The sequence below is a fragment of the Bacillus sp. CFBP9009 genome (assembly GCF_036541465.1).
GTDB lineage: Bacteria > Bacillota > Bacilli > Bacillales > DSM-1321 > Peribacillus.
Window position 1 is genome coordinate 826,897 of sequence record NZ_JAZHFU010000001.1, and the last position, 18,593, is coordinate 845,489.

At 43.6% G+C, this 18,593-nt stretch carries 19 protein-coding genes; 14 read left to right on the forward strand and 5 right to left on the reverse strand.

Annotation, left to right across the window (positions count from 1 at the left end; genetic code table 11):
* Positions 1–62 precede the first annotated feature (62 nt).
* Positions 63–599, forward strand: a complete 537-nt coding sequence (locus V3595_RS04245) for a nuclease-related domain-containing protein (protein WP_485905513.1) — start codon at positions 63–65, stop codon at positions 597–599.
* 390 nt (positions 600–989) lie between these two features.
* Here the strand turns inward: V3595_RS04245 and V3595_RS04250 are convergent, their stop codons facing one another.
* Complete coding sequence (locus V3595_RS04250) at positions 990–1,184, reverse strand: hypothetical protein (RefSeq protein ID WP_485905514.1); 195 nt, start codon at positions 1,182–1,184, stop codon at positions 990–992.
* A gap of 136 nt (positions 1,185–1,320) precedes the next feature.
* Between V3595_RS04250 and V3595_RS04255 the strand changes: the two genes are divergently transcribed.
* From V3595_RS04255 to V3595_RS04315, 13 genes are all read left to right on the forward strand, one after another.
* Positions 1,321–2,460 carry a M20 family metallopeptidase gene (locus V3595_RS04255; RefSeq protein ID WP_485905515.1) on the forward strand — a complete coding sequence of 380 codons (1,140 nt, stop codon included), beginning with the start codon at positions 1,321–1,323 and terminating at the stop codon, positions 2,458–2,460.
* 112 nt (positions 2,461–2,572) lie between these two features.
* Complete coding sequence (locus V3595_RS04260) at positions 2,573–3,334, forward strand: tRNA threonylcarbamoyladenosine dehydratase (protein WP_241593321.1); 762 nt, start codon at positions 2,573–2,575, stop codon at positions 3,332–3,334.
* Positions 3,335–3,524: 190 nt separating this feature from the next.
* The gene (locus V3595_RS04265; RefSeq protein WP_137020398.1) at positions 3,525–4,715 is read left to right on the forward strand and encodes an ABC transporter substrate-binding protein; all 1,191 of its coding nucleotides are present in this window, start codon (positions 3,525–3,527) and stop codon (positions 4,713–4,715) included.
* Positions 4,716–4,791: 76 nt separating this feature from the next.
* Entirely contained in the window at positions 4,792–5,670 is an 879-nt protein-coding gene (locus V3595_RS04270) for a branched-chain amino acid ABC transporter permease (RefSeq protein ID WP_101222754.1), read from the forward strand.
* 13 nt (positions 5,671–5,683) lie between these two features.
* Positions 5,684–6,655: a branched-chain amino acid ABC transporter permease gene (locus V3595_RS04275; protein WP_485905516.1), complete on the forward strand. Its 972-nt coding sequence runs from the start codon at positions 5,684–5,686 to the stop codon at positions 6,653–6,655.
* Complete coding sequence (locus V3595_RS04280) at positions 6,630–7,409, forward strand: ABC transporter ATP-binding protein (protein WP_485905517.1); 780 nt, start codon at positions 6,630–6,632, stop codon at positions 7,407–7,409. The genes V3595_RS04275 and V3595_RS04280 overlap by 26 nt, the downstream gene beginning before the upstream one ends.
* Positions 7,409–8,116, forward strand: a complete 708-nt coding sequence (locus V3595_RS04285; protein ID WP_137020395.1) for an ABC transporter ATP-binding protein — start codon at positions 7,409–7,411, stop codon at positions 8,114–8,116. Before V3595_RS04280 ends, V3595_RS04285 begins: the two co-directional genes overlap by 1 nt.
* A 758-nt stretch (positions 8,117–8,874) precedes the next feature.
* Entirely contained in the window at positions 8,875–10,053 is a 1,179-nt protein-coding gene (locus V3595_RS04290; protein WP_485905518.1) for an ABC transporter substrate-binding protein, read from the forward strand.
* Positions 10,054–10,217: 164 nt separating this feature from the next.
* The gene (locus V3595_RS04295) at positions 10,218–11,096 is read left to right on the forward strand and encodes a branched-chain amino acid ABC transporter permease (protein WP_485905519.1); all 879 of its coding nucleotides are present in this window, start codon (positions 10,218–10,220) and stop codon (positions 11,094–11,096) included.
* 13 nt (positions 11,097–11,109) lie between these two features.
* Complete coding sequence (locus V3595_RS04300) at positions 11,110–12,075, forward strand: branched-chain amino acid ABC transporter permease (RefSeq protein WP_485905520.1); 966 nt, start codon at positions 11,110–11,112, stop codon at positions 12,073–12,075.
* Positions 12,047–12,829: an ABC transporter ATP-binding protein gene (locus V3595_RS04305; protein WP_101222747.1), complete on the forward strand. Its 783-nt coding sequence runs from the start codon at positions 12,047–12,049 to the stop codon at positions 12,827–12,829. Before V3595_RS04300 ends, V3595_RS04305 begins: the two co-directional genes overlap by 29 nt.
* On the forward strand, positions 12,829–13,536 hold the full coding sequence (locus V3595_RS04310; protein WP_101222746.1) for an ABC transporter ATP-binding protein: 708 nt from the start codon (positions 12,829–12,831) through the stop codon (positions 13,534–13,536). Before V3595_RS04305 ends, V3595_RS04310 begins: the two co-directional genes overlap by 1 nt.
* Before the next feature lie 708 nt (positions 13,537–14,244).
* The gene (locus tag V3595_RS04315) at positions 14,245–16,128 is read left to right on the forward strand and encodes a S8 family peptidase (RefSeq protein ID WP_485905521.1); all 1,884 of its coding nucleotides are present in this window, start codon (positions 14,245–14,247) and stop codon (positions 16,126–16,128) included.
* Between the two features lie 49 nt (positions 16,129–16,177).
* Here the strand turns inward: V3595_RS04315 and V3595_RS04320 are convergent, their stop codons facing one another.
* From V3595_RS04320 to V3595_RS04335, 4 genes are all read right to left on the reverse strand, one after another.
* Complete coding sequence (locus tag V3595_RS04320) at positions 16,178–16,564, reverse strand: VOC family protein (protein ID WP_485905732.1); 387 nt, start codon at positions 16,562–16,564, stop codon at positions 16,178–16,180.
* The gene (locus V3595_RS04325) at positions 16,513–16,650 is read right to left on the reverse strand and encodes a hypothetical protein (protein WP_485905746.1); all 138 of its coding nucleotides are present in this window, start codon (positions 16,648–16,650) and stop codon (positions 16,513–16,515) included. Before V3595_RS04325 ends, V3595_RS04320 begins: the two co-directional genes overlap by 52 nt.
* Positions 16,651–16,777: 127 nt before the next feature.
* Positions 16,778–16,969: a hypothetical protein gene (locus V3595_RS04330; protein WP_048681418.1), complete on the reverse strand. Its 192-nt coding sequence runs from the start codon at positions 16,967–16,969 to the stop codon at positions 16,778–16,780.
* A gap of 206 nt (positions 16,970–17,175) precedes the next feature.
* Positions 17,176–18,354, reverse strand: coding sequence for an MFS transporter (locus V3595_RS04335; RefSeq protein ID WP_485905522.1), 1,179 nt, complete (start codon positions 18,352–18,354; stop codon positions 17,176–17,178).
* Between the last annotated feature and the right edge of the window lie 239 nt (positions 18,355–18,593).

Below are 18,593 nucleotides of genomic sequence, written 5' to 3' on the forward strand. Positions count from 1 at the left end.
ATTCTAGCAGGAAAAAAGGGCATTAACAAAGAAGCTAAAGGAGAAGGAGTTGATATATATATATGCTAAAACCGTGTGAAAGGCCTATGAAGATGCTCAAACTGGAGGCATTAAGCAGGAGGCTATCAGCAAATCATCCAAAACAGGAAAGAATAAGGAACGATTACCGGAAAATCCGTACAGGATTTAACGGGGAGCGGAGTATCGGAAAAGAACTGAAAAATCTTCCGAAAGAATATCGAGTATTTCATGATTTGAGGTTAGGCTACAACGGGAGCCGTTATTTTCAAATGGATTTCCTAATAATCACCCGGAATTACGGCATCATCATCGAAGTAAAAAACTTTGCGGGAACGCTCTATTTTGACCGCACCTATCCCCAATTGATTCGGACAAAAGATGGACAGGAACAAGCTTATCTAGATCCGCTGATCCAGGTTGACGTGCAAAAATCCCGATTTAATGATTGGCTTACTTTTCACAAATTTCCCTCGCTGCCGATTGAAACGCTCATTGCCAATGCAAACTCGAATACCATCATCCGGACTACCCCAGGTTTTACCCCCATTTTCAAAAAATCACGGGGAAAGAAACCCTGATCTCCAAAATTCATACCCTCGATGAAAAGTATTCTTCTAAGCAATTAACCCAAAGGCAGAGCAATAGACTTTCGAACACGATTCTGCAAAAAAACACTCCGAATAATCCTGATATCCTCGAATTGTATCAAATCTATGAGCAAGATCTGCTCAAAAGCGTTCAATGTCCAGAATGCTCTGCTCTCCATATGCAATATCACTGGGGCAAATGGTCTTGCAGTCACTGTTCTTACGCCTCCAAAGATGCCCACATTAAAACTCTTCGTGATTTTGCTCTCCTCATAAAACCCAATATTACGAATAAACAAGCACGGCTCTTTTCACAAATAGATTCAATTGATATCATGCAGCGGATGTTGTCTGCACTGGAATTGCCGTATTCGGGGCAATTTAAAAATAGAGCTTATAGACTTGATGGGTTAATTCACGAGGAAACGGCGCAAACTCACGAGTAAATGGCGCAAACTCACGAGTAAACGAGCCAATTTCACGAGTAAATGGCGCAAACTCACGAGTAAAGAGCTCAAACTCACGAGTAAAGAGCCCAAACTCACGAGTAAACGACCCAAACTTACGAGTAAACACCCAGTCTAACGAAAAAAACCCAAAAACCTCGAATAAACTTCAAATCTTCCCATTTAAGTAACATTCCGCAATATAGATTCGTAAATTATAGTAAGGTTGAGCAATAGTCAGCCAAGGATAGAAAGTAGTGAGGGCTTTGAAAGATTTATTGTATGCAAAGAGGATGGAAATGCTTCAATTAGTGGAGCGGCTAGTGAATATAGATAGTGGTTCTCATACGAAAAAGGGTATTGATGAAATTGGTTCGATTTTAAAAGCGAAATTTGAAAGTCTGGATTTTATTGTGGATACCGTTGAGCAACAGAATTATGGCAATCAGCTGGTCATCCAGCATCGTGAGGCGAATCAACCGCATATTTTGATCGTTGCCCATATGGATACGGTGTTTCCGGAGGGGACAGCGCAAAAACGTCCTTTTAAGGTGAAAGGAAATCGGGCATACGGTCCTGGTGTGGCGGATATGAAGTCTAGTTTGGTTGAGCTATTTTATGCGATCCATTGCTTGAAACAGACGGGGCAGACAGGCTATAAGCATATCCAAATCATTCTTAATAGTGATGAAGAGATCGGGTCACCGTCGTCCGCTTCACTCATATCGGAAAAAGCGGCCAATAAGAAATTCGCGTTAATTCTTGAACCGGCAAGGACGGACGGTTCGCTTGTCACGGCAAGAAGGGGCTGCGGTCAGTTTAAAGTCGATATTATGGGAGTGGCCGCCCATTCGGGGATCGAACCGGAAAAAGGACGAAGTGCAATTGAAGAATTGGCCCATAAGATCATCGCCTTACACCGATTGAATGATCAACAGAAAGGAATCAGCGTTAATGTCGGCATGATTGAAGGAGGTTCCGCTGTCAATACGATCGCTTCCCATGCTGCTGCTTTTGTGGATGTTCGGATTTCGGAAAAAAGGCAGGAAGGCATCATCCTCAAGCAACTGAAAAAAATCTGTGCTGAAACCTATATTCCCGGAACGAAAACGACATTAAGCGGAAAAATGGACCGGTCTCCCATGGAAAATAATGAGAAAACGAACTTGCTTTTAGAGACGATCCGTCAGGCCGGGAAGGAAATCGGCATCGAAATCACGGATACGGCCACGGGCGGAGGCTCGGATGCTTCCATCACTTCTGAATTGGGAATCGCGACAGTGGATGGACTCGGGCCCATTGGTGGAAATGCACATAGTGAAGAGGAGTATTTGGAAATTCCGAGCTTGACGGAAAGGACACTCCTATTGGCAACCGTCATTCAAAAATTATCAAAAATGACCTAGTGTACTAATTCCGATTAGACTGCTCATATTTCGCTTGTCATAAATGATGTTTATGATATATTGTTAATTGGGAAGCTAAATAAGAACAGAATTTATTGGAGTTGAAATATATATGCTGCATCAGTTTTCACGAAATGAATTGGCAATTGGCAAGGAAGGAATCGATATTCTGAAAAACACGACCGTTGCTGTCCTGGGTGTAGGAGGCGTTGGTTCATTTTCAGCCGAAGCATTGGCACGTACGGGGGTAGGCCGTATTATTCTTGTGGATAAAGACGATGTCGACATCACAAATGTAAACAGGCAGATCCATGCTCTATTATCAACAGTCGGTCAACCGAAAGCGGAATTGATGAAAAATCGCATTCAAGACATCAATCCCGACTGCGAAGTGATCGCTCTTAAAATGTTCTATACAGAAGAGACGTTTGAGGAATTCTTCAGTTATGGCCTGGACTATGTCATTGATGCATCAGATACGGTCATTTATAAAATGCATGTGATGAAGGAATGTCTGAAACGGAATATCAAGGTGATTTCAAGCATGGGGGCCGCTAATAAGATGGACCCGACGCGTTTTCAAATTGCCGATATCTCCAAAACGCATACCGATCCGCTTGCAAAGGTCATTCGTACTAGATTGCGTAAAGAGGGCATAACAAAGGGAATCCCGGTTGTCTTCTCCGATGAGAGCCCTATTGTCATTCGTGAGGATGTCCGAAAAGAAGTCGGCAATGATGAGGCAAAAATCCGTAAAGCGCAAATGCCGCCATCTTCGAATGCTTTCGTACCATCCGTGGCGGGCTTAATTGCAGCTAGCTGGGTGATCAATGATATATTAAAAAACATTGAAGTTCGCCGTGTAAACGATTGATAAGAAGTTAACTGACTCTATAAAGGGTCAGTTTTTTTTGTGTCGAATAGTAGATATTCCCTTTTAATAACTTTTTTATCCATATCATATAGACGGGGTCGAAAGAATGAGATAAACTTGTTTTCAGAATATTATTTTTATTCAGATATTCTATTTGTTTAAAAGAACATACAAAACAAGGGGGTTTCAAATGAAGAAGAAAAAGCTAGCAGGAGTGTTTCTATCACTTTCATTGGTTGCAGGGGCGCTGGCAGGTTGTAGTGGCGGCGACTCGAAAACTAGCAGTTCAGGCGGGGGTTCATCAAACTCGGGTGACACAATCAAAATTGGGGCCAACCTTGAATTGTCCGGAGGTACGGCATCATTCGGCCAATCGGCTGCCGATGGTTTGCAACTGGCCATCGATGAGATTAATAAAGAGGGCATCGACGGAAAAAAACTGGAAATCGTTAAGGTAGATAATAAATCAGATGCAGCAGAAGCTACAAGCGGTTCGATCAAGCTGGTCAGCCAGGACAAGGTTGTGGCTGTAGTCGGATCTGCGACAAGCACTAATACATTGGCACAGGTTCAGGTCGCACAAGATAATCAAGTTCCTCTACTCACACCAACTGCAACAAATCCCGACATCACCAACAAAGCTGGAAAATTAAATGATTATGTGTTCAGGACTTGCTTTATCGATCCATTCCAAGGTACGGTGGCAGCCAATTTCGCAACTGACGAAATAGGGGCAAAGACAGCTGCGATCTATGTGGATAGCGCAAGTGATTATTCCAAAGGATTGGCCGCAGCTTTTAAAGAAGCGTTCACTGCCAAGGGCGGTAAAATCGTGGCGGAAGAAGCTTATGTAACTAAAGATACTGATTTCCGCTCTACATTGACACGTATCAAATCCGCAAAACCGGAGTTCGTTTTCCTTCCTGGTTATTATGAGGAAGTCGGATTGATCTTAAAACAGGCTCGTGAAGACGGCATAGACCTTCCATTCATGGGCGGAGACGGCTGGGATTCCCCGAAGGTCGTTGAAATTGCCGGAGCTGAGGCTTTGAAAAATACCTATATCACGAATCACTATTCTCCGGAAGATGAAGATGCAAAAATCCAGGATTTCGTTGCAGCCTTCAAAAAGGAATACAATAAAACACCGGATGCCTTTGCCGCACTTGGCTATGACACTGGCTACTACCTGGCTGATGCCATCAAGAGATCTGGTGATGCTTCTCCCGAAAAAATCAGACAAGCGTTGGAAGATGTCAAAGATCTTCAATTAGTTTCCGGAACGCTGAACCTCGATGAAAACCATGATCCGATCAAATCGGCGACCATCTTGGAATATGTGGATGGCAAACAAACATTCAAAACAAAAATCAATCCATAATACCTTACGTGGATAGGGGGCAAGTCCCCCCTATTCTATATTCACTTAAAAAACACCTTAACGGGGAGAGTGCAATATGGAACTGATTCAGCAATTGGTAAATGGCATTTCACTCGGAAGCATTTATGCTTTGATCGCGCTTGGTTATACGATGGTATACGGAATCGTCAAGCTCATAAACTTCGCCCATGGCGACGTATTCATGGTCGGTTCATTTGTAGGGTTTTACGCCATTACCGTAATGGACTTATCCTTCATCCCAGCTTTATTGATTTCGATGGTCTCATGTGCCATCTTTGGCGTTTTAATTGAACGCATTGCTTATAAACCCCTTCGTAATGCAACACGGATTGCGGCCTTGATAACGGCCATCGGTGTTTCCCTTCTGATAGAAAACGGGCTGATTTACATCCGGGGCGCCCAGCCGGAAGCCTATCCAAATAATGTCCTTCCGATGGATAAACTCGATATATTGGGAGTTTCCATCAGCAGTCAATCGATATTGATCTTATCTGTTTCCATCATATTAATGATCATCCTACAATTCGTTGTCCATAAAACCAAAATCGGCAAAGCGATGCGTGCCGTTTCATTCGATTCCGAAGCGGCTAAGCTGATGGGAATCAATGTGAATAATACGATTTCAGCTACGTTCGCCATAGGTTCGGCCCTTGCAGGGGCGGCTGGTGTCATTTTTGGAATCTACTATATTAAAATCGAGCCGTTGATGGGTGTCCTTCCTGGCCTTAAAGCATTTGTTGCAGCAGTCTTGGGCGGCATCGGCATCATTCCGGGCGCGATGGTCGGCGGTCTGCTGCTTGGAGTGATCGAGGCTTTGGTCAGTGCTGCCGGTTATTCATTATGGCGCGATGGTGTGGCTTTCGTCGTACTTATCTTGATTTTGATTTTCTTGCCGCAGGGTCTGTTCGGTAAAAATAAAAGAGAAAAAGTATAGGGGAGACATGGCGATGACTACTTTAAAGAATTCAAAGGGTTTTTGGCTCTCGATCGTGCTCGCACTTATTTTTTTCGGAATCATGCAGTACACCATTTCAAACGGTATGCTCAACCCATTTTATATCAACACGCTCATGTTCATCGGCATCAATATCATGCTGGCGACGAGCCTGCATTTAATCATTGGAATAACCGGGCAGTTCTCGATCGGACATGCAGGTTTTTTAGCGGTAGGGGCCTATGCTTCGGCAGTCATGACAATGAAGCTGGAACTGCCTTTCATCGTAGCTGTATTGGCAGGGGGCGTAATAGCCGCTGTTGCGGGCATGGTGATCGGGGTACCGAGCTTGCGTCTGAAGGGGGATTACCTGGCGATAGCTACGCTTGGATTTGGGGAAATTGTCCGGATCGTCCTTTTGAATATTGATTATGTAGGCGGGGCAAGCGGGATGCAGGTATCCCACCTGACTACTTGGCCATGGGTTTTTGCCTGTGTGATTATCACCGTCTTAGTCATCCGGAATTTCACCAATTCGACTCACGGACGGGCATGCATATCCGTAAGGGAAGATGAAACGGCCGCTGATGCGATGGGAATCAATACGACCTATTATAAAGTGGCGGCTTTCGTCATCGGAGCTTTTTTTGCCGGAATCGCCGGATCGCTTTATGCCCATAATTTCTATATTATCCAGCCATCGAATTTCGGTTTCCTAAAATCCTTCGATATACTGATTTTCGTCGTACTTGGCGGTCTTGGAAGTCTTTCAGGTTCGGTTTTGGCCGCAATTTTACTGACGATCGTGACGACATTCCTTCAGGATTATCCGGAAACGAGGATGATCATCTACAGTCTTGTCCTGATCCTAATGATGATTTTCCGCCCGCAGGGTTTAATGGGAACAAGAGAAATCACGGCATTGTTCACACATAAAAAAACGAAAGGGGGCCCAAAGGATGGAAGCCACAATACCGTTGCTTAAAGTAGATTCGGTGGGTATCCGTTTTGGCGGGTTGAAAGCTGTGTCCGATGTGAACGTGGAATTATTTCCAGGGGAACTTGTAGGCCTGATCGGGCCGAATGGAGCTGGGAAAACGACCTTCTTCAATTTATTGACGGGTGTGTATGTCCCAACTGAAGGAACGATTGCCTTGAACGGGGAAAATCTAAATAAGCAGCCGCCTTATAAAATTACCCGAAAAGGGATCTCGAGGACCTTTCAAAACATTCGCCTCTTCAGTGAGTTATCCGTAATCGATAATGTGAAGGTTGCTTACCACTCGCTTGCCAAGCATAAAATTCCAAGCTCCATATTCCGGCTGCCCGGACATTTTTCAGGGGAAAAGGAAATGGATGAAAAGGCGCTGGAATTCTTGAAGATTTTCAATCTTGACCATTTTAAGGATGAAAAAGCCAAGAATCTTCCATACGGACAGCAAAGGCGGCTGGAAATCGCGCGTGCTCTTGCCGCCAACCCGAAACTTCTTTTACTGGACGAACCCGCAGCAGGAATGAACCCGCATGAAACGAAAGAATTAATGAACCTCATTGCTTTTATCCGGAAAGAATTCAACCTTACCGTGTTGCTCATCGAGCATGATATGTCACTTGTCATGGGGGTATGCGAACGGATTTATGTTCTTGATCATGGACAGCTTATCGCTCACGGAAAGCCGGAACAAATCCGCAACGATCCAAAGGTTATCGAGGCATATCTAGGGGAGGAGGTTTCCTGATGCTGAAAATAGAGGACATCAATGTTTATTATGGCAATATCCAAGCGTTAAAAGGGGTTTCCATGGAGATTAACGAGGGCGAGATCGTGACTTTGATCGGGGCGAACGGAGCGGGAAAAAGCACGTTGCTCAAAACGATATCCGGTCTGTTAAAACCAAAGCAGGGAAAGGTTCTGTTCGAAGGCGAGCCAATTGGAGGAAAAGCTGCACAGTCCATCGTGAAAATGGGCATATCCCATGTACCTGAAGGGCGACGTGTCTTTGCCAACATGACGGTTGCCGAAAACCTGGAGCTTGGGGCTTATTTGCGGAAAGACAAAGATGGCATCAATAATGATATGGAAAAGGTGTATGAGCTATTTCCGAGGCTGCTGGAGAGAATCAAACAGCAGGCCGGCACGCTTTCAGGCGGTGAACAGCAGATGCTTGCAATGGGCCGGGCCTTAATGGCCAAACCACGGTTATTACTGCTCGATGAACCTTCGATGGGCCTTGCACCGCTTTTGGTGAAGCAAATATTCAACATCATCCAGGAAATCAGTGAGACCGGAACAACGATCCTTTTGGTCGAGCAAAACGCCAACCTTGCATTATCGATTGCAGATCGGGCTTATGTAGTTGAAACGGGCCGAATCGTCCTGTCGGGCAATGCCGAGGAACTCACTTCAAGTGAAGAAATAAAAATGGCCTATTTAGGAGGCCACTGAATCGCCTTTTGGCAGTTTGAGTTTGTAGTCAAAAGGAGTTGATTGGAGCGGGTGTGCGAGACTCCTGCGGGAAAAGCGTGTCCAAGGACCCCACATGCGTAAAGGGCGCCGAGGAGACTCCCGGACCGCCCGCGGAAAGCGAGTGCACTTTGTTCCAATCAACGTTCGATTTTTCCGAAAATCAATTATTATCGAGTTTGTCTACAGTCAGGAACCGCCGTTTGGCGGTTTTTTTATTGATGATCGAGATATGCATAATATACAGGGAGATAAAAGTAGGGGATATTCATGCATGATTTTATACATCCAGTATAGTATTATTCAATTTTGATATAGGAATTAAGACTAAAAAACAACGAAAAAACTGGGTTTAATTCCCTACCAATATACTTGTATTTTGGTAAAAATGTAATTAATAGGATGAAAAAAATAAGAGAATGAATAAAATTTTTTGATCAGCAAATAAGGAGTTTACAATATCAATATAATTTAATTATCAGTTTTTTCTGATTATACCGCTTATTTTCGCAATATTTAAAATATATAAAAATAAAATGATATAGTACTCCCTGTGAAAAATATCCTATTTAGCGAAATCTTCTCGAAATTATTGTATAGACGGAATGAAAATTATGCGGTAAACTATTTTTCGAAATATTAATTTAATTTGAAACATTTCATCTAATCAATTTTTTTCTGAAGCATCATGAATAAATATTCATGCATCAGAGCTTGATTACAAAATGGGGGGATTATTTATGAAAAAGAAAAAATTAGCAAGTGCATTCCTTTCTCTAACACTTGCTGCAGGAGTGCTAGCGGGTTGTTCCGGCTCTGGTTCATCAGAAAAATCAAGCGGGGATGGAGATACGATCAAGATCGGTGTCAACCTTGAATTATCAGGCGGTGTCGCTTCATATGGACAATCGATTGCAGAAGGCCTGGAGCTTGCAACTGCAGAAATCAATAAAGAAGGCATTGACGGTAAAAAAATCAAACTAATTAAAGTCGATAATAAATCAGAAGCGTCCGAAGCGACAAGCGGAGCGATCAAGCTGACATCACAAGATCAGGTTGCAGCGATCGTAGGTGCAGCTACAAGCACAAACTCGATTGCACAAGTACAGATTGCCCAAGATAATAAAGTGCCGGTTATCTCACCTTCTGGTACAAGCCCTGAAATCACTTTCAGCAAGGATAAATTGAATGATTACATTTTCAGGACAAGCTTCATCGATCCGTTCCAAGGGACGGTAGCTGCGAACTTTGCCACTAAAGAAATCAAAGCGAAAAGTGCAGCCATCTATATTGACAGCTCAAGTGATTATTCAAAAGGGTTAGCCGCAGCCTTTAAAGAACAATTCGAAAAAAATGGCGGAAAGATCGTTGCTGAGGAAGCTTACATTGCGAAGGATACTGATTTCCGTTCCACATTGACTCGTTTGAAATCGGCAAAACCTGATTTCATTTTCCTTCCTGGTTACTATGAGGAAGCTGGTCTGATCGTGAAGCAGGCACGGGAAACTGGACTTGACGTTCCATTCATGGGCGGCGACGGCTGGGATTCTCCTAAGCTAGTTGAAATTGCCGGTGGAAAAGCTCTAAATAATACATTCATCACGAACCATTATTCTTCAGGTGATCCTGATGAGAAAATTCAGAATTTTGTGTCAGCATTTAAAGCGAAGTACAAAGATAAATCCCCGGATGCATTTAACGCTCTAGGATATGACACAGGATACTTCCTTGCAGACGCGATTAAACGTGCTGGTTCAGCGGATTCAGAAAAAATCAAAGAAGCGCTGGAAAAAACGGCTGACCTTGAGCTTGTAACGGGTACATTCACATTGGATGAAAAACATAATCCAATCAAATCTGCTACCATCCTTGAATTTAAAGAGGGAAAACAAGTATTCAACACAAAAATCAATCCTTAATTTCGGAGAACAACTCCAACCCTTTCGCCGGCCCTTCATTAATAAGAAGGTGCTGGCGAATTCTCATTTTTCAAGCATACCAGCTCGCTGAACATCCCCTAAGTGGAATGCAAAGAGCCTGGACGTATCACTTATAAAATTTAGATTTTCAAGGAGAGTCGAACATGGAATTGATACAACAGTTAATAAACGGGGTTTCACTAGGAAGTATTTATGCCCTTATCGCTCTCGGATATACGATGGTTTACGGGATTGTTAAATTGATAAACTTTGCACATGGCGATGTATTCATGGTCGGCTCATTCGTTGGGTTTTACTCGATAACGGTTCTGGATCTGTCATTCATTCCCGCCCTATTAATCTCGATGACGGTCTGTGCGCTGTTTGGGGTTTTGATCGAGCGTATCGCGTACAAGCCATTGCGTAACGCAACACGTATTGCGGCACTTATCACTGCCATCGGTGTTTCCCTTTTGATCGAATACGGATTCATTTACGTCCGCGGTGCACAGCCGGAAGCTTATCCGAATGATGTATTGCCAACAGAAAAATTCAATATTTTTGGAGTTTCCATCAATAGCCAATCGGTTTTGATTTTTGGAGTGGCCGTAGTTCTTATGATCATCCTTCAAATCATCGTTCATAAATCAAAAATAGGAAAAGCGATGCGTGCCGTTTCCTTCGACGCGGATGCAGCTAAGCTGATGGGAATAAATGTCGATAACACGATTTCTGCCACCTTTGCAATCGGTTCCGCATTGGCTGGGGCAGCAGGCGTCATTTTCGGTATTTACTATATCAAGATCGAGCCGCTCATGGGCGTGCTTCCGGGATTGAAGGCATTCGTTGCCGCCGTACTTGGAGGGATCGGGATTATACCGGGCGCGATGGTCGGTGGCTTATTGCTAGGTGTCATCGAAGCTTTGGTCAGTGCCGCCGGTTACTCATTATGGCGTGATGCTGTAGCCTTCGTCGTACTGATTCTTATCTTGATTTTCATGCCACAAGGCTTATTCGGTAAAAACAAAAAAGAAAAAGTATAGGGGAGACAAAGCAATGACTACAATTAAGCGAGCAAAAGGTTTTTGGCTCTCGATTTCACTATCATTGATCTTTTTCGCCACAATTCAAGTGTTAATCGGCGGCGGATCGCTAAATCCTTTTTATCAAAATACGCTCATGTTCATCGGGATCAATATCATTCTGGCAGCGAGCCTGCACTTGATTATCGGGATAACCGGGCAGTTCTCCATCGGACATGCCGGATTCCTGGCAGTCGGTGCCTATGCTTCAGCCGTTATGACGATGAAGCTGGAAATGCCATTTTATGCAGCATTGATAGTTGGCGGTTTGGCGTCAGCGCTGGCCGGATTGATCATTGGAATTCCAAGCTTACGCTTAAAAGGTGACTACCTGGCGATTGCGACCCTCGGTTTTGGGGAAATCGTCCGGATCATGCTGTTGAATATCGATTATGTCGGCGGGGCGAGCGGCATGCAGGTTTCCCATTTGACCACTTGGCCGTGGGTATTCGCTTCCGTTATCGTAACAATCATCGTCATCCGAAACTTTACTAGCTCGACCCACGGAAGGGCCTGCATATCGATCCGCGAGGACGAAACGGCTGCCGATTCGATGGGAATCAACACGACGTATTATAAAGTTGTCGCGTTTGCGATCGGTGCTTTTTTTGCCGGTATTGCCGGAGGGCTTTACGCTCATAACTTCTATATCATCCAGCCATCGAACTTCGGATTCTTGAAATCATTTGATATTTTGATCCTAGTCGTGCTTGGCGGTCTTGGAAGTCTTTCCGGTGCCGTATTGGCCGCGATATTACTGACGGTCGTAACGACTTTCCTGCAGGATTATCCGGAAACACGAATGATCATCTACAGCCTTGTGCTTATCGTGATGATGCTCTATCGCCCACAAGGCTTAATGGGGACAAAAGAAATAACATCCATGTTCAAACGTAAAGGAGGAAGCAGCCATGAAAAAAATAAAAACACCGCTGCTTAAAGTCGATTCGGTCGGCATCCAGTTCGGGGGGCTTAAAGCCGTTTCTGATGTTAACGTCGAGTTATATCCAGGAGAACTGATTGGCTTGATCGGGCCGAACGGCGCTGGAAAAACGACTTTCTTTAACTTGCTGACAGGAGTTTACGTTCCGACGGAAGGCACGATTTCTTTAGAAGGTGAGAACTTAAGAAAACTGCCTCCATATAAAATCACGCAAAAAGGGATCAGCCGAACATTCCAGAACATTCGCTTATTCAGTGAACTATCCGTGATCGATAATGTAAAAGTGGCCTATCATTCGCTTTCGAAGCATAATATCTTAAGTTCGATCTTCCGCATGCCGATCCATTTTAAAGGCGAAAAGGAAATGGATGAAAAAGCGATTGAGTTCCTGAAGATTTTCAACCTTGATCAATATAAGGATGAAAAGGCGAAGAACCTGCCATATGGTAAACAAAGACGTTTGGAAATCGCCCGTGCACTTGCAGCCAACCCAAAACTGCTTTTGCTGGATGAACCGGCTGCGGGGATGAATCCTCAGGAAACTCATGAGCTCATGAACCTGATTGCCCTCATCCGTGAGAAATTTGATTTGACCGTATTATTGATAGAACATGATATGCCACTCGTCATGGGTGTTTGCGAACGCATATATGTACTCGATCACGGACAACTGATCGCTCAAGGAAAGCCAGAGGAAATCCGTAACAATCCAAAAGTCATCGAGGCCTATCTGGGCGAGGAGGTTTCATAATGTTAAAAATCGAGGACATCAACGTCTATTACGGAAACATTCAAGCCTTGAAAGGAATTTCGCTTTCTATTAACGAAGGCGAAATCGTAACCCTGATCGGGGCGAACGGAGCTGGGAAAAGCACGCTGCTTAAAAGCATTTCCGGCCTATTAAAACCAAAACAAGGGAAAATCGTATACGAAGGGCAATCCATCGGCGGAAAGGCAGCACAATCGATCGTGAAAATGGGCATTTCCCATGTCCCTGAAGGCCGGCGGGTCTTTGCTAACATGACCGTCGAAGAAAACCTTCAGCTTGGTGCTTATTTACGTAAGGATAAGGCAGGCATCAAGCAGGATATGGAGAAAGTCTATGAATTATTCCCGCGTTTGCTAGAGCGACTGAAACAGCAATCCGGAACCCTTTCCGGCGGCGAACAGCAAATGCTCGCAATGGGCAGGGCACTCATGGCCAAGCCCCGGCTTCTGTTATTGGACGAGCCATCCATGGGACTTGCGCCATTATTGGTGAAGCAAATCTTTAATATCATCGAAGAAATCAACAAAACAGGTACAACGATTCTGCTGGTCGAACAAAATGCCAACCTAGCACTATCCATCGCGGACAGAGCCTATGTTGTCGAAACCGGCCGAATTGTCCTATCAGGCAAATCAGAGGAACTGACTGCAAGCGAAGAAATCAAGAATGCCTATTTAGGCGGACATTAAACCACTTTATAGCGGTTTCAGACTGTAGGGAAACTCGAGGAAAAACGAGTTTGTCTGCAGTTTTTTTATTCGAAAAAGTTCCAGTTGATTTCAGAAATCCGCTCCCTTTCCGCCGACTGTCTGCCAAGCCGCATCAAAGCAAGCGGCTGCGGTGTCTCGGCTAGCCAGTAATTCGGCAGGAGTGTCGCAAATTTCTTCAATCTAGTGTTTCATCCATATAAAAAGTAAAAAACATGAAGAATATACAAGTCTTCTTTTAAAAAAAGGATTCGGGGTGGGATACTTCGACCCCCTTGTTTAGACAAAAGTGTTCTATCTGAATAAGTTGATTGGAACGGAAGGTACGAGACTCCTGCGGGAAAAGCGAGTCCAGGGGAGACCCCACAGGCGCGAAGCGTCGAGGAGGCTCCCGGACCGCCCGCGGAAAGCGAGTGCCTGGAGTGGAAATCAAAGTACAAATTTTACAGTAAAATCATTACCTACTGACTACCGCTTTGTTTTAAAATTTAGGTAGACCCCATTTTGTCGACAAACTAAAACCGCTTTGTAGCGGTTTTTTTGTTGTGCAAATAAGTTAATTTAACTAGATAAAAAGGTTAGTAAATCTAAATCAGACGGTATACAATCTAGTTAGGAATAATAGTAGAATTGGTTCATGATCAACCCTCATCGGTAGCTATTCTTAATCATATTTTTTGGAGTGATTGTATGCACAAATTTATTCAGGGCATATTGCCGGTATTATTACTGTTTATGATTCTGCCAATCTACCAGCCAGATTCTGCTTCTGCAGAAGAAACGCCGCAATCTGATGGCGTCATCGTCAAGTATAAAGAGGAAAACGATGAGCCAATCAACGAGTTGATAGAAAAGGTGGAGGTTCCTAAAGGGGAAACAACGGACAACCTGATCGAGGAACTTGAAGAACAGAAGAATGTGGAATATGCAGAACCAAACTATCTTTTCAAGAAGATGGAAAGTTCGAACGATCCAGCCTACATAGACCAGTGGCACCATAAAAAGCTTGGTACGAATGCAGCGTGGACAAAATCAATGGGCTCGAAGGAATTGATCGTGGCCATCATTGACGATGGCATCGATCGCAACCACGAAGATTTAAAAGGGAGGATCGTCAATGCCTATGATACGATACGCAATCGGAAGCATATCGTACCAAAAGGGGCGCATGGAACGCATATCGCAGGCATCATTGCCGGTTCTGCGAACAACGGCATAGGCGGAACGGGTGTTGCCCCGAACGTTAAACTAATGCCGATCAATGTCTTTGATGGGGAGTATGCCGATACGGCCGATATCATTGAAGCGATACATTATGCCGTTCAGCAAAAGGCAAACATCATCAATATGAGTTTAGGAGACACCAGTTATTCGGAAGCGTTGAACAAGGCCGTCCAGGAAGCCTATAAAAAAGGCGTCCTGATCGTCGCTGCTGCCGGGAATGAAGGGGATATGGGGAAAAGTGTACAGCGTGTGTACCCAGCCGCATTCAGCCACGTCATTTCCGTTGCTGCCACTGACTCAAGGGACAAGCGTCCCAGTTATTCCAACTACCATTCAACGGTCGATATTGCGGCCCCTGGAGATGATATCCTTTCGACCCTGCCTTATGGTAAATACGGCTGGATGAGCGGAACATCGATGGCCACGCCGATGGTGGCGGGTGTAGCGGCACTGATTTGGTCCCATGAGCCCAAACTCAACACAACAGAGGTCGAATACCGCCTCTATGATTCAGCCTTGGACCTAGGTGCAAAAGGGAAAGACATCTACTATGGAAACGGGCGGGTAAATGCCAAAAAAGCATTGGAAATGAAGACTCTGACCAAACCGGCCGTGACCGCAATATCCGATAAGGACACCAAGATCAATGGGAAAATCCCGACCGATTTCAAAACGGGTACCGTCTCCATTTATACCGATAAAAAACAACTCGCCACAGTGAAGATCAACGGCGAAAAAACGTTTACGGCGACTATTGCAAAACAAACAGCCGGAACGACCATCTCTACTAGGGTCATCGATAAATCGGGAAACAAAAGTGTACCTGTTTCATTTAAAGTGGCAGATAAAACGGCTCCTGCAAGACCGTCGGTAAATACGGTAGGTGACAATACCGTAAAAGTAAACGGCAAAGCGGAAGCGGGCTCTTCCGTCACTGTCAAAACTGGCAGTACGGTTCTAGGAAAAGCAAATTCCAACAGTGCAGGGAATTTCACCGTAACGATGTCAAAAAAACAAAAAGCCGGAAAAGTCCTATCCGTTACAGCAACCGATAAAGCAGGAAATATAAGCTCGATCAAAACCGTGACCGTCGCAGACAAAACTGCACCAAGTAAACCTACGGTCAACACCGTAACCACAAAAACGACAAAAGTAACCGGCAAAGCAGAAGCCAACTCCACTGTCTCCATCAAAGCATCAGGAAAAGTGATCGGCTCTGCCACAGCAACAACTAAAGGCACATTCTCGGTTAAAATCCCCAAGCAAAAAGCCGGGAAGAACCTATATACCTATGCCAAAGACAAAGCGAAAAACGTAAGCGAAGCAAGAAAAGTAACGGTTAAAAAGTGATAGGAATACTGGAGCAGCCCCCAATAATAAATTGGGGGCTGCTCTTGTCTCAATCTTTATTTCCATACATCAATTCCGTGCTTCGGCTGTAAAGCTCAATGATATTGCCGAAAGGATCCTCACAATAGATTAAATAATAGGGCTTGTTCTCCCAGGTATTCCATATATCGCTTCGCCTTTTACCGCCAGAAGCAGCAATATCAGCAGCCAGCTTTTCGATATCATCCGATACTAAGCAAATATGAAAAAAGCCCTCATAACCGCGACTTTCACCTTTAGGCATTCTCGGCTCCTCAAACTCAAAAAGCTCAATCCCCACTCCATTATCCGCCATCACATGAGCATTACGCATCTTTTTAACTTCATCACTAAGAAGATCATTCGTCATATTAGGTTCATTCTCCTCACTTGCATCAAACGAATAGGGACCCGCCAATAATTTGAATCCCAACACCTACTATACCACTTAATTGCCGCATCCAAATCAGGTACAGCCAATCCAACATGAGTAATTGCTGTCATATGTATCCCCCCTGATCATTAAAATACCCGTTTAAGGTGAGGGACAAACGGTACCGTTTTTGGACAAAAAAAAGAAGCAATAGCCAATACTGCTTCTTTGATTACATATATCGACTCATGAAATTCATTAAATCTCACCCTCTTCAAGCCTCCTATTATACTCAACTTTACTTATTAACCCTTTTGCATTACAGGTAAGACAATCTGTATAAATATCGTAGGCACCTGTACCTGCACAAACATGGCATTTAACATGAGTTTCCGGTATATCCTTATGCATGAATGAAAAAACTTTTCCAATATACTGTAGAATAATCATTCCCAAAACTCCTTTTTTTTCTATCATACAACGAAAAAGAGAGAAGGAAACTGGAAATACAATAACATTACTTAAAACAAATAAAACCATAACATAGTTTACATGGGGTTAAAAAATGTGCGGATGCAAATACGATAAACTGTTCTACATGATCATTTCTGTTTTCAGAAAAAAAGAACATCCATAAAGATGTCCCTAATGTGTAATTACTTCATTTTTCTTAAAATCCATAAGTAAGCCACTATTGAAATCCCCACAGAGACTGCTGCCATTATGTAAATGCTTATATACCCGAAAAGATAGCCGATTTGTCCGAAGAGGATGGCACCGAAACCGATTCCAAGATCAAAGAAGGAATAGAAAGTGGCATTGGCCATGCCTTTTCGGTTTCGGGCAGCGTGTTCAAGAGACCACGCTTGAAGAGCCGGTTGGACAGCACCGAATCCAATGCCATAAAAAATAGCTGCCAAATACAGAATCATGTTACTTGGCATCCAGGCTAGCAATAGCATCGCCACTACGATAAAAAGAGTAGATGGAATGAAGACAGCTTGATGTCCTTTTTGATCATAGATCTTTCCAGCAAACATACGTGTGAAAATAAGAGCTAAAGCGTAAAGAAAAAAGTATCCTTGAATACCTGTCAGACCTTTTTCAATTGTATAAAGCGGTAAGAAGGTAGCAGTCCCGCCAAAAGTTACCGTAATGAAAAAAACAAGAACAGACGGAGCAACAGCGCTTTTTTCATAAATGTCAAACCTATTAGTTTTAACTGGGGCAGAAGCATGATCTACTTTTTTATAAGTAATTGTTGAAGCCATGATCCAAGCTGCCAGGCTTAATACTCCGCAAAATAAAAACAAATGTTGAAAGGTTAAAACATCCGCTAAGAAAAGTCCAAATGAAGGACCAAAAGCCATCGCCAAATTTCCTGATAAAGTGAAGTATCCCATTCCCTCACCACGACGCTTTGCTGGAATAAGATCGGAAGCAATCGTGCCTGATGCCGTAGTCGTATATCCCCAGCCAATCCCTTGGATAACCCTCATTGCACAAAGCAGGAAAATACTCATCATAAATCCAAACGAACCAATTGCCACAGCCAAAAGAGCTAGACCGAACAGGAAAACAAAACGCCTTCCTTTTGATTCCAGGGCCTGTCCAGCAAAGGGGCGGACAATCAGGGCAGAAAATAAAAACATGCCAGCAACTAACCCAATATACCGTTCATTGCCGCCAAGCTCTTTGACAAAAAGCGGAAGGGTCGGGGAAGTCATCTGAAAGGATAAAAAAACAAAAAAGTTAGCCAAGAAAATCATAATAAAATCACGTGACCAGATTTTATTAACAACCGGAAGTTCTTCTTTTAACAAAGGTACACCCATAATAGTTATTCTCCTTAATTGATAGTAATTATCATTCTCATTTTACTAAAGTTATAGAGAACAATCTATAAGAATTAAGTGATCACTATAAATCTAAGTAATATTGACTAATAGTTAGCCCGTATTAATTTATTTAGAAACAAAAATCAGGATGGAGGTCACTTATTATTCAAGAAATACAACACACTTAGGTCTTAGAGCGGAATGTATTATCAAATTGCTATTAGATCATGTTCCTA

Excerpts from the sequence above, each read along its gene's own strand:
- V3595_RS04245 (WP_485905513.1), top strand. The coding sequence starts at position 63 with ATGCTAAAACCGTGTGAAAGGCCTATGAAGATGCTCAAACTGGAGGCA.
- V3595_RS04260 (WP_241593321.1), top strand. The coding sequence starts at position 2,573 with ATGCTGCATCAGTTTTCACGAAATGAATTGGCAATTGGCAAGGAAGGA.
- V3595_RS04265 (WP_137020398.1), top strand. The coding sequence starts at position 3,525 with ATGAAGAAGAAAAAGCTAGCAGGAGTGTTTCTATCACTTTCATTGGTT.
- V3595_RS04270 (WP_101222754.1), top strand. The coding sequence starts at position 4,792 with ATGGAACTGATTCAGCAATTGGTAAATGGCATTTCACTCGGAAGCATT.
- V3595_RS04275 (WP_485905516.1), top strand. The coding sequence starts at position 5,684 with ATGACTACTTTAAAGAATTCAAAGGGTTTTTGGCTCTCGATCGTGCTC.
- V3595_RS04280 (WP_485905517.1), top strand. The coding sequence starts at position 6,630 with ATGGAAGCCACAATACCGTTGCTTAAAGTAGATTCGGTGGGTATCCGT.
- V3595_RS04285 (WP_137020395.1), top strand. The coding sequence starts at position 7,409 with ATGCTGAAAATAGAGGACATCAATGTTTATTATGGCAATATCCAAGCG.
- V3595_RS04290 (WP_485905518.1), top strand. The coding sequence starts at position 8,875 with ATGAAAAAGAAAAAATTAGCAAGTGCATTCCTTTCTCTAACACTTGCT.
- V3595_RS04295 (WP_485905519.1), top strand. The coding sequence starts at position 10,218 with ATGGAATTGATACAACAGTTAATAAACGGGGTTTCACTAGGAAGTATT.
- V3595_RS04300 (WP_485905520.1), top strand. The coding sequence starts at position 11,110 with ATGACTACAATTAAGCGAGCAAAAGGTTTTTGGCTCTCGATTTCACTA.
- V3595_RS04305 (WP_101222747.1), top strand. The coding sequence starts at position 12,047 with ATGAAAAAAATAAAAACACCGCTGCTTAAAGTCGATTCGGTCGGCATC.
- V3595_RS04310 (WP_101222746.1), top strand. The coding sequence starts at position 12,829 with ATGTTAAAAATCGAGGACATCAACGTCTATTACGGAAACATTCAAGCC.
- V3595_RS04315 (WP_485905521.1), top strand. The coding sequence starts at position 14,245 with ATGCACAAATTTATTCAGGGCATATTGCCGGTATTATTACTGTTTATG.
- V3595_RS04325 (WP_485905746.1), bottom strand. The coding sequence starts at position 16,650 with ATGACAGCAATTACTCATGTTGGATTGGCTGTACCTGATTTGGATGCG.
- V3595_RS04330 (WP_048681418.1), bottom strand. The coding sequence starts at position 16,969 with ATGATTATTCTACAGTATATTGGAAAAGTTTTTTCATTCATGCATAAG.
- V3595_RS04335 (WP_485905522.1), bottom strand. The coding sequence starts at position 18,354 with ATGGGTGTACCTTTGTTAAAAGAAGAACTTCCGGTTGTTAATAAAATC.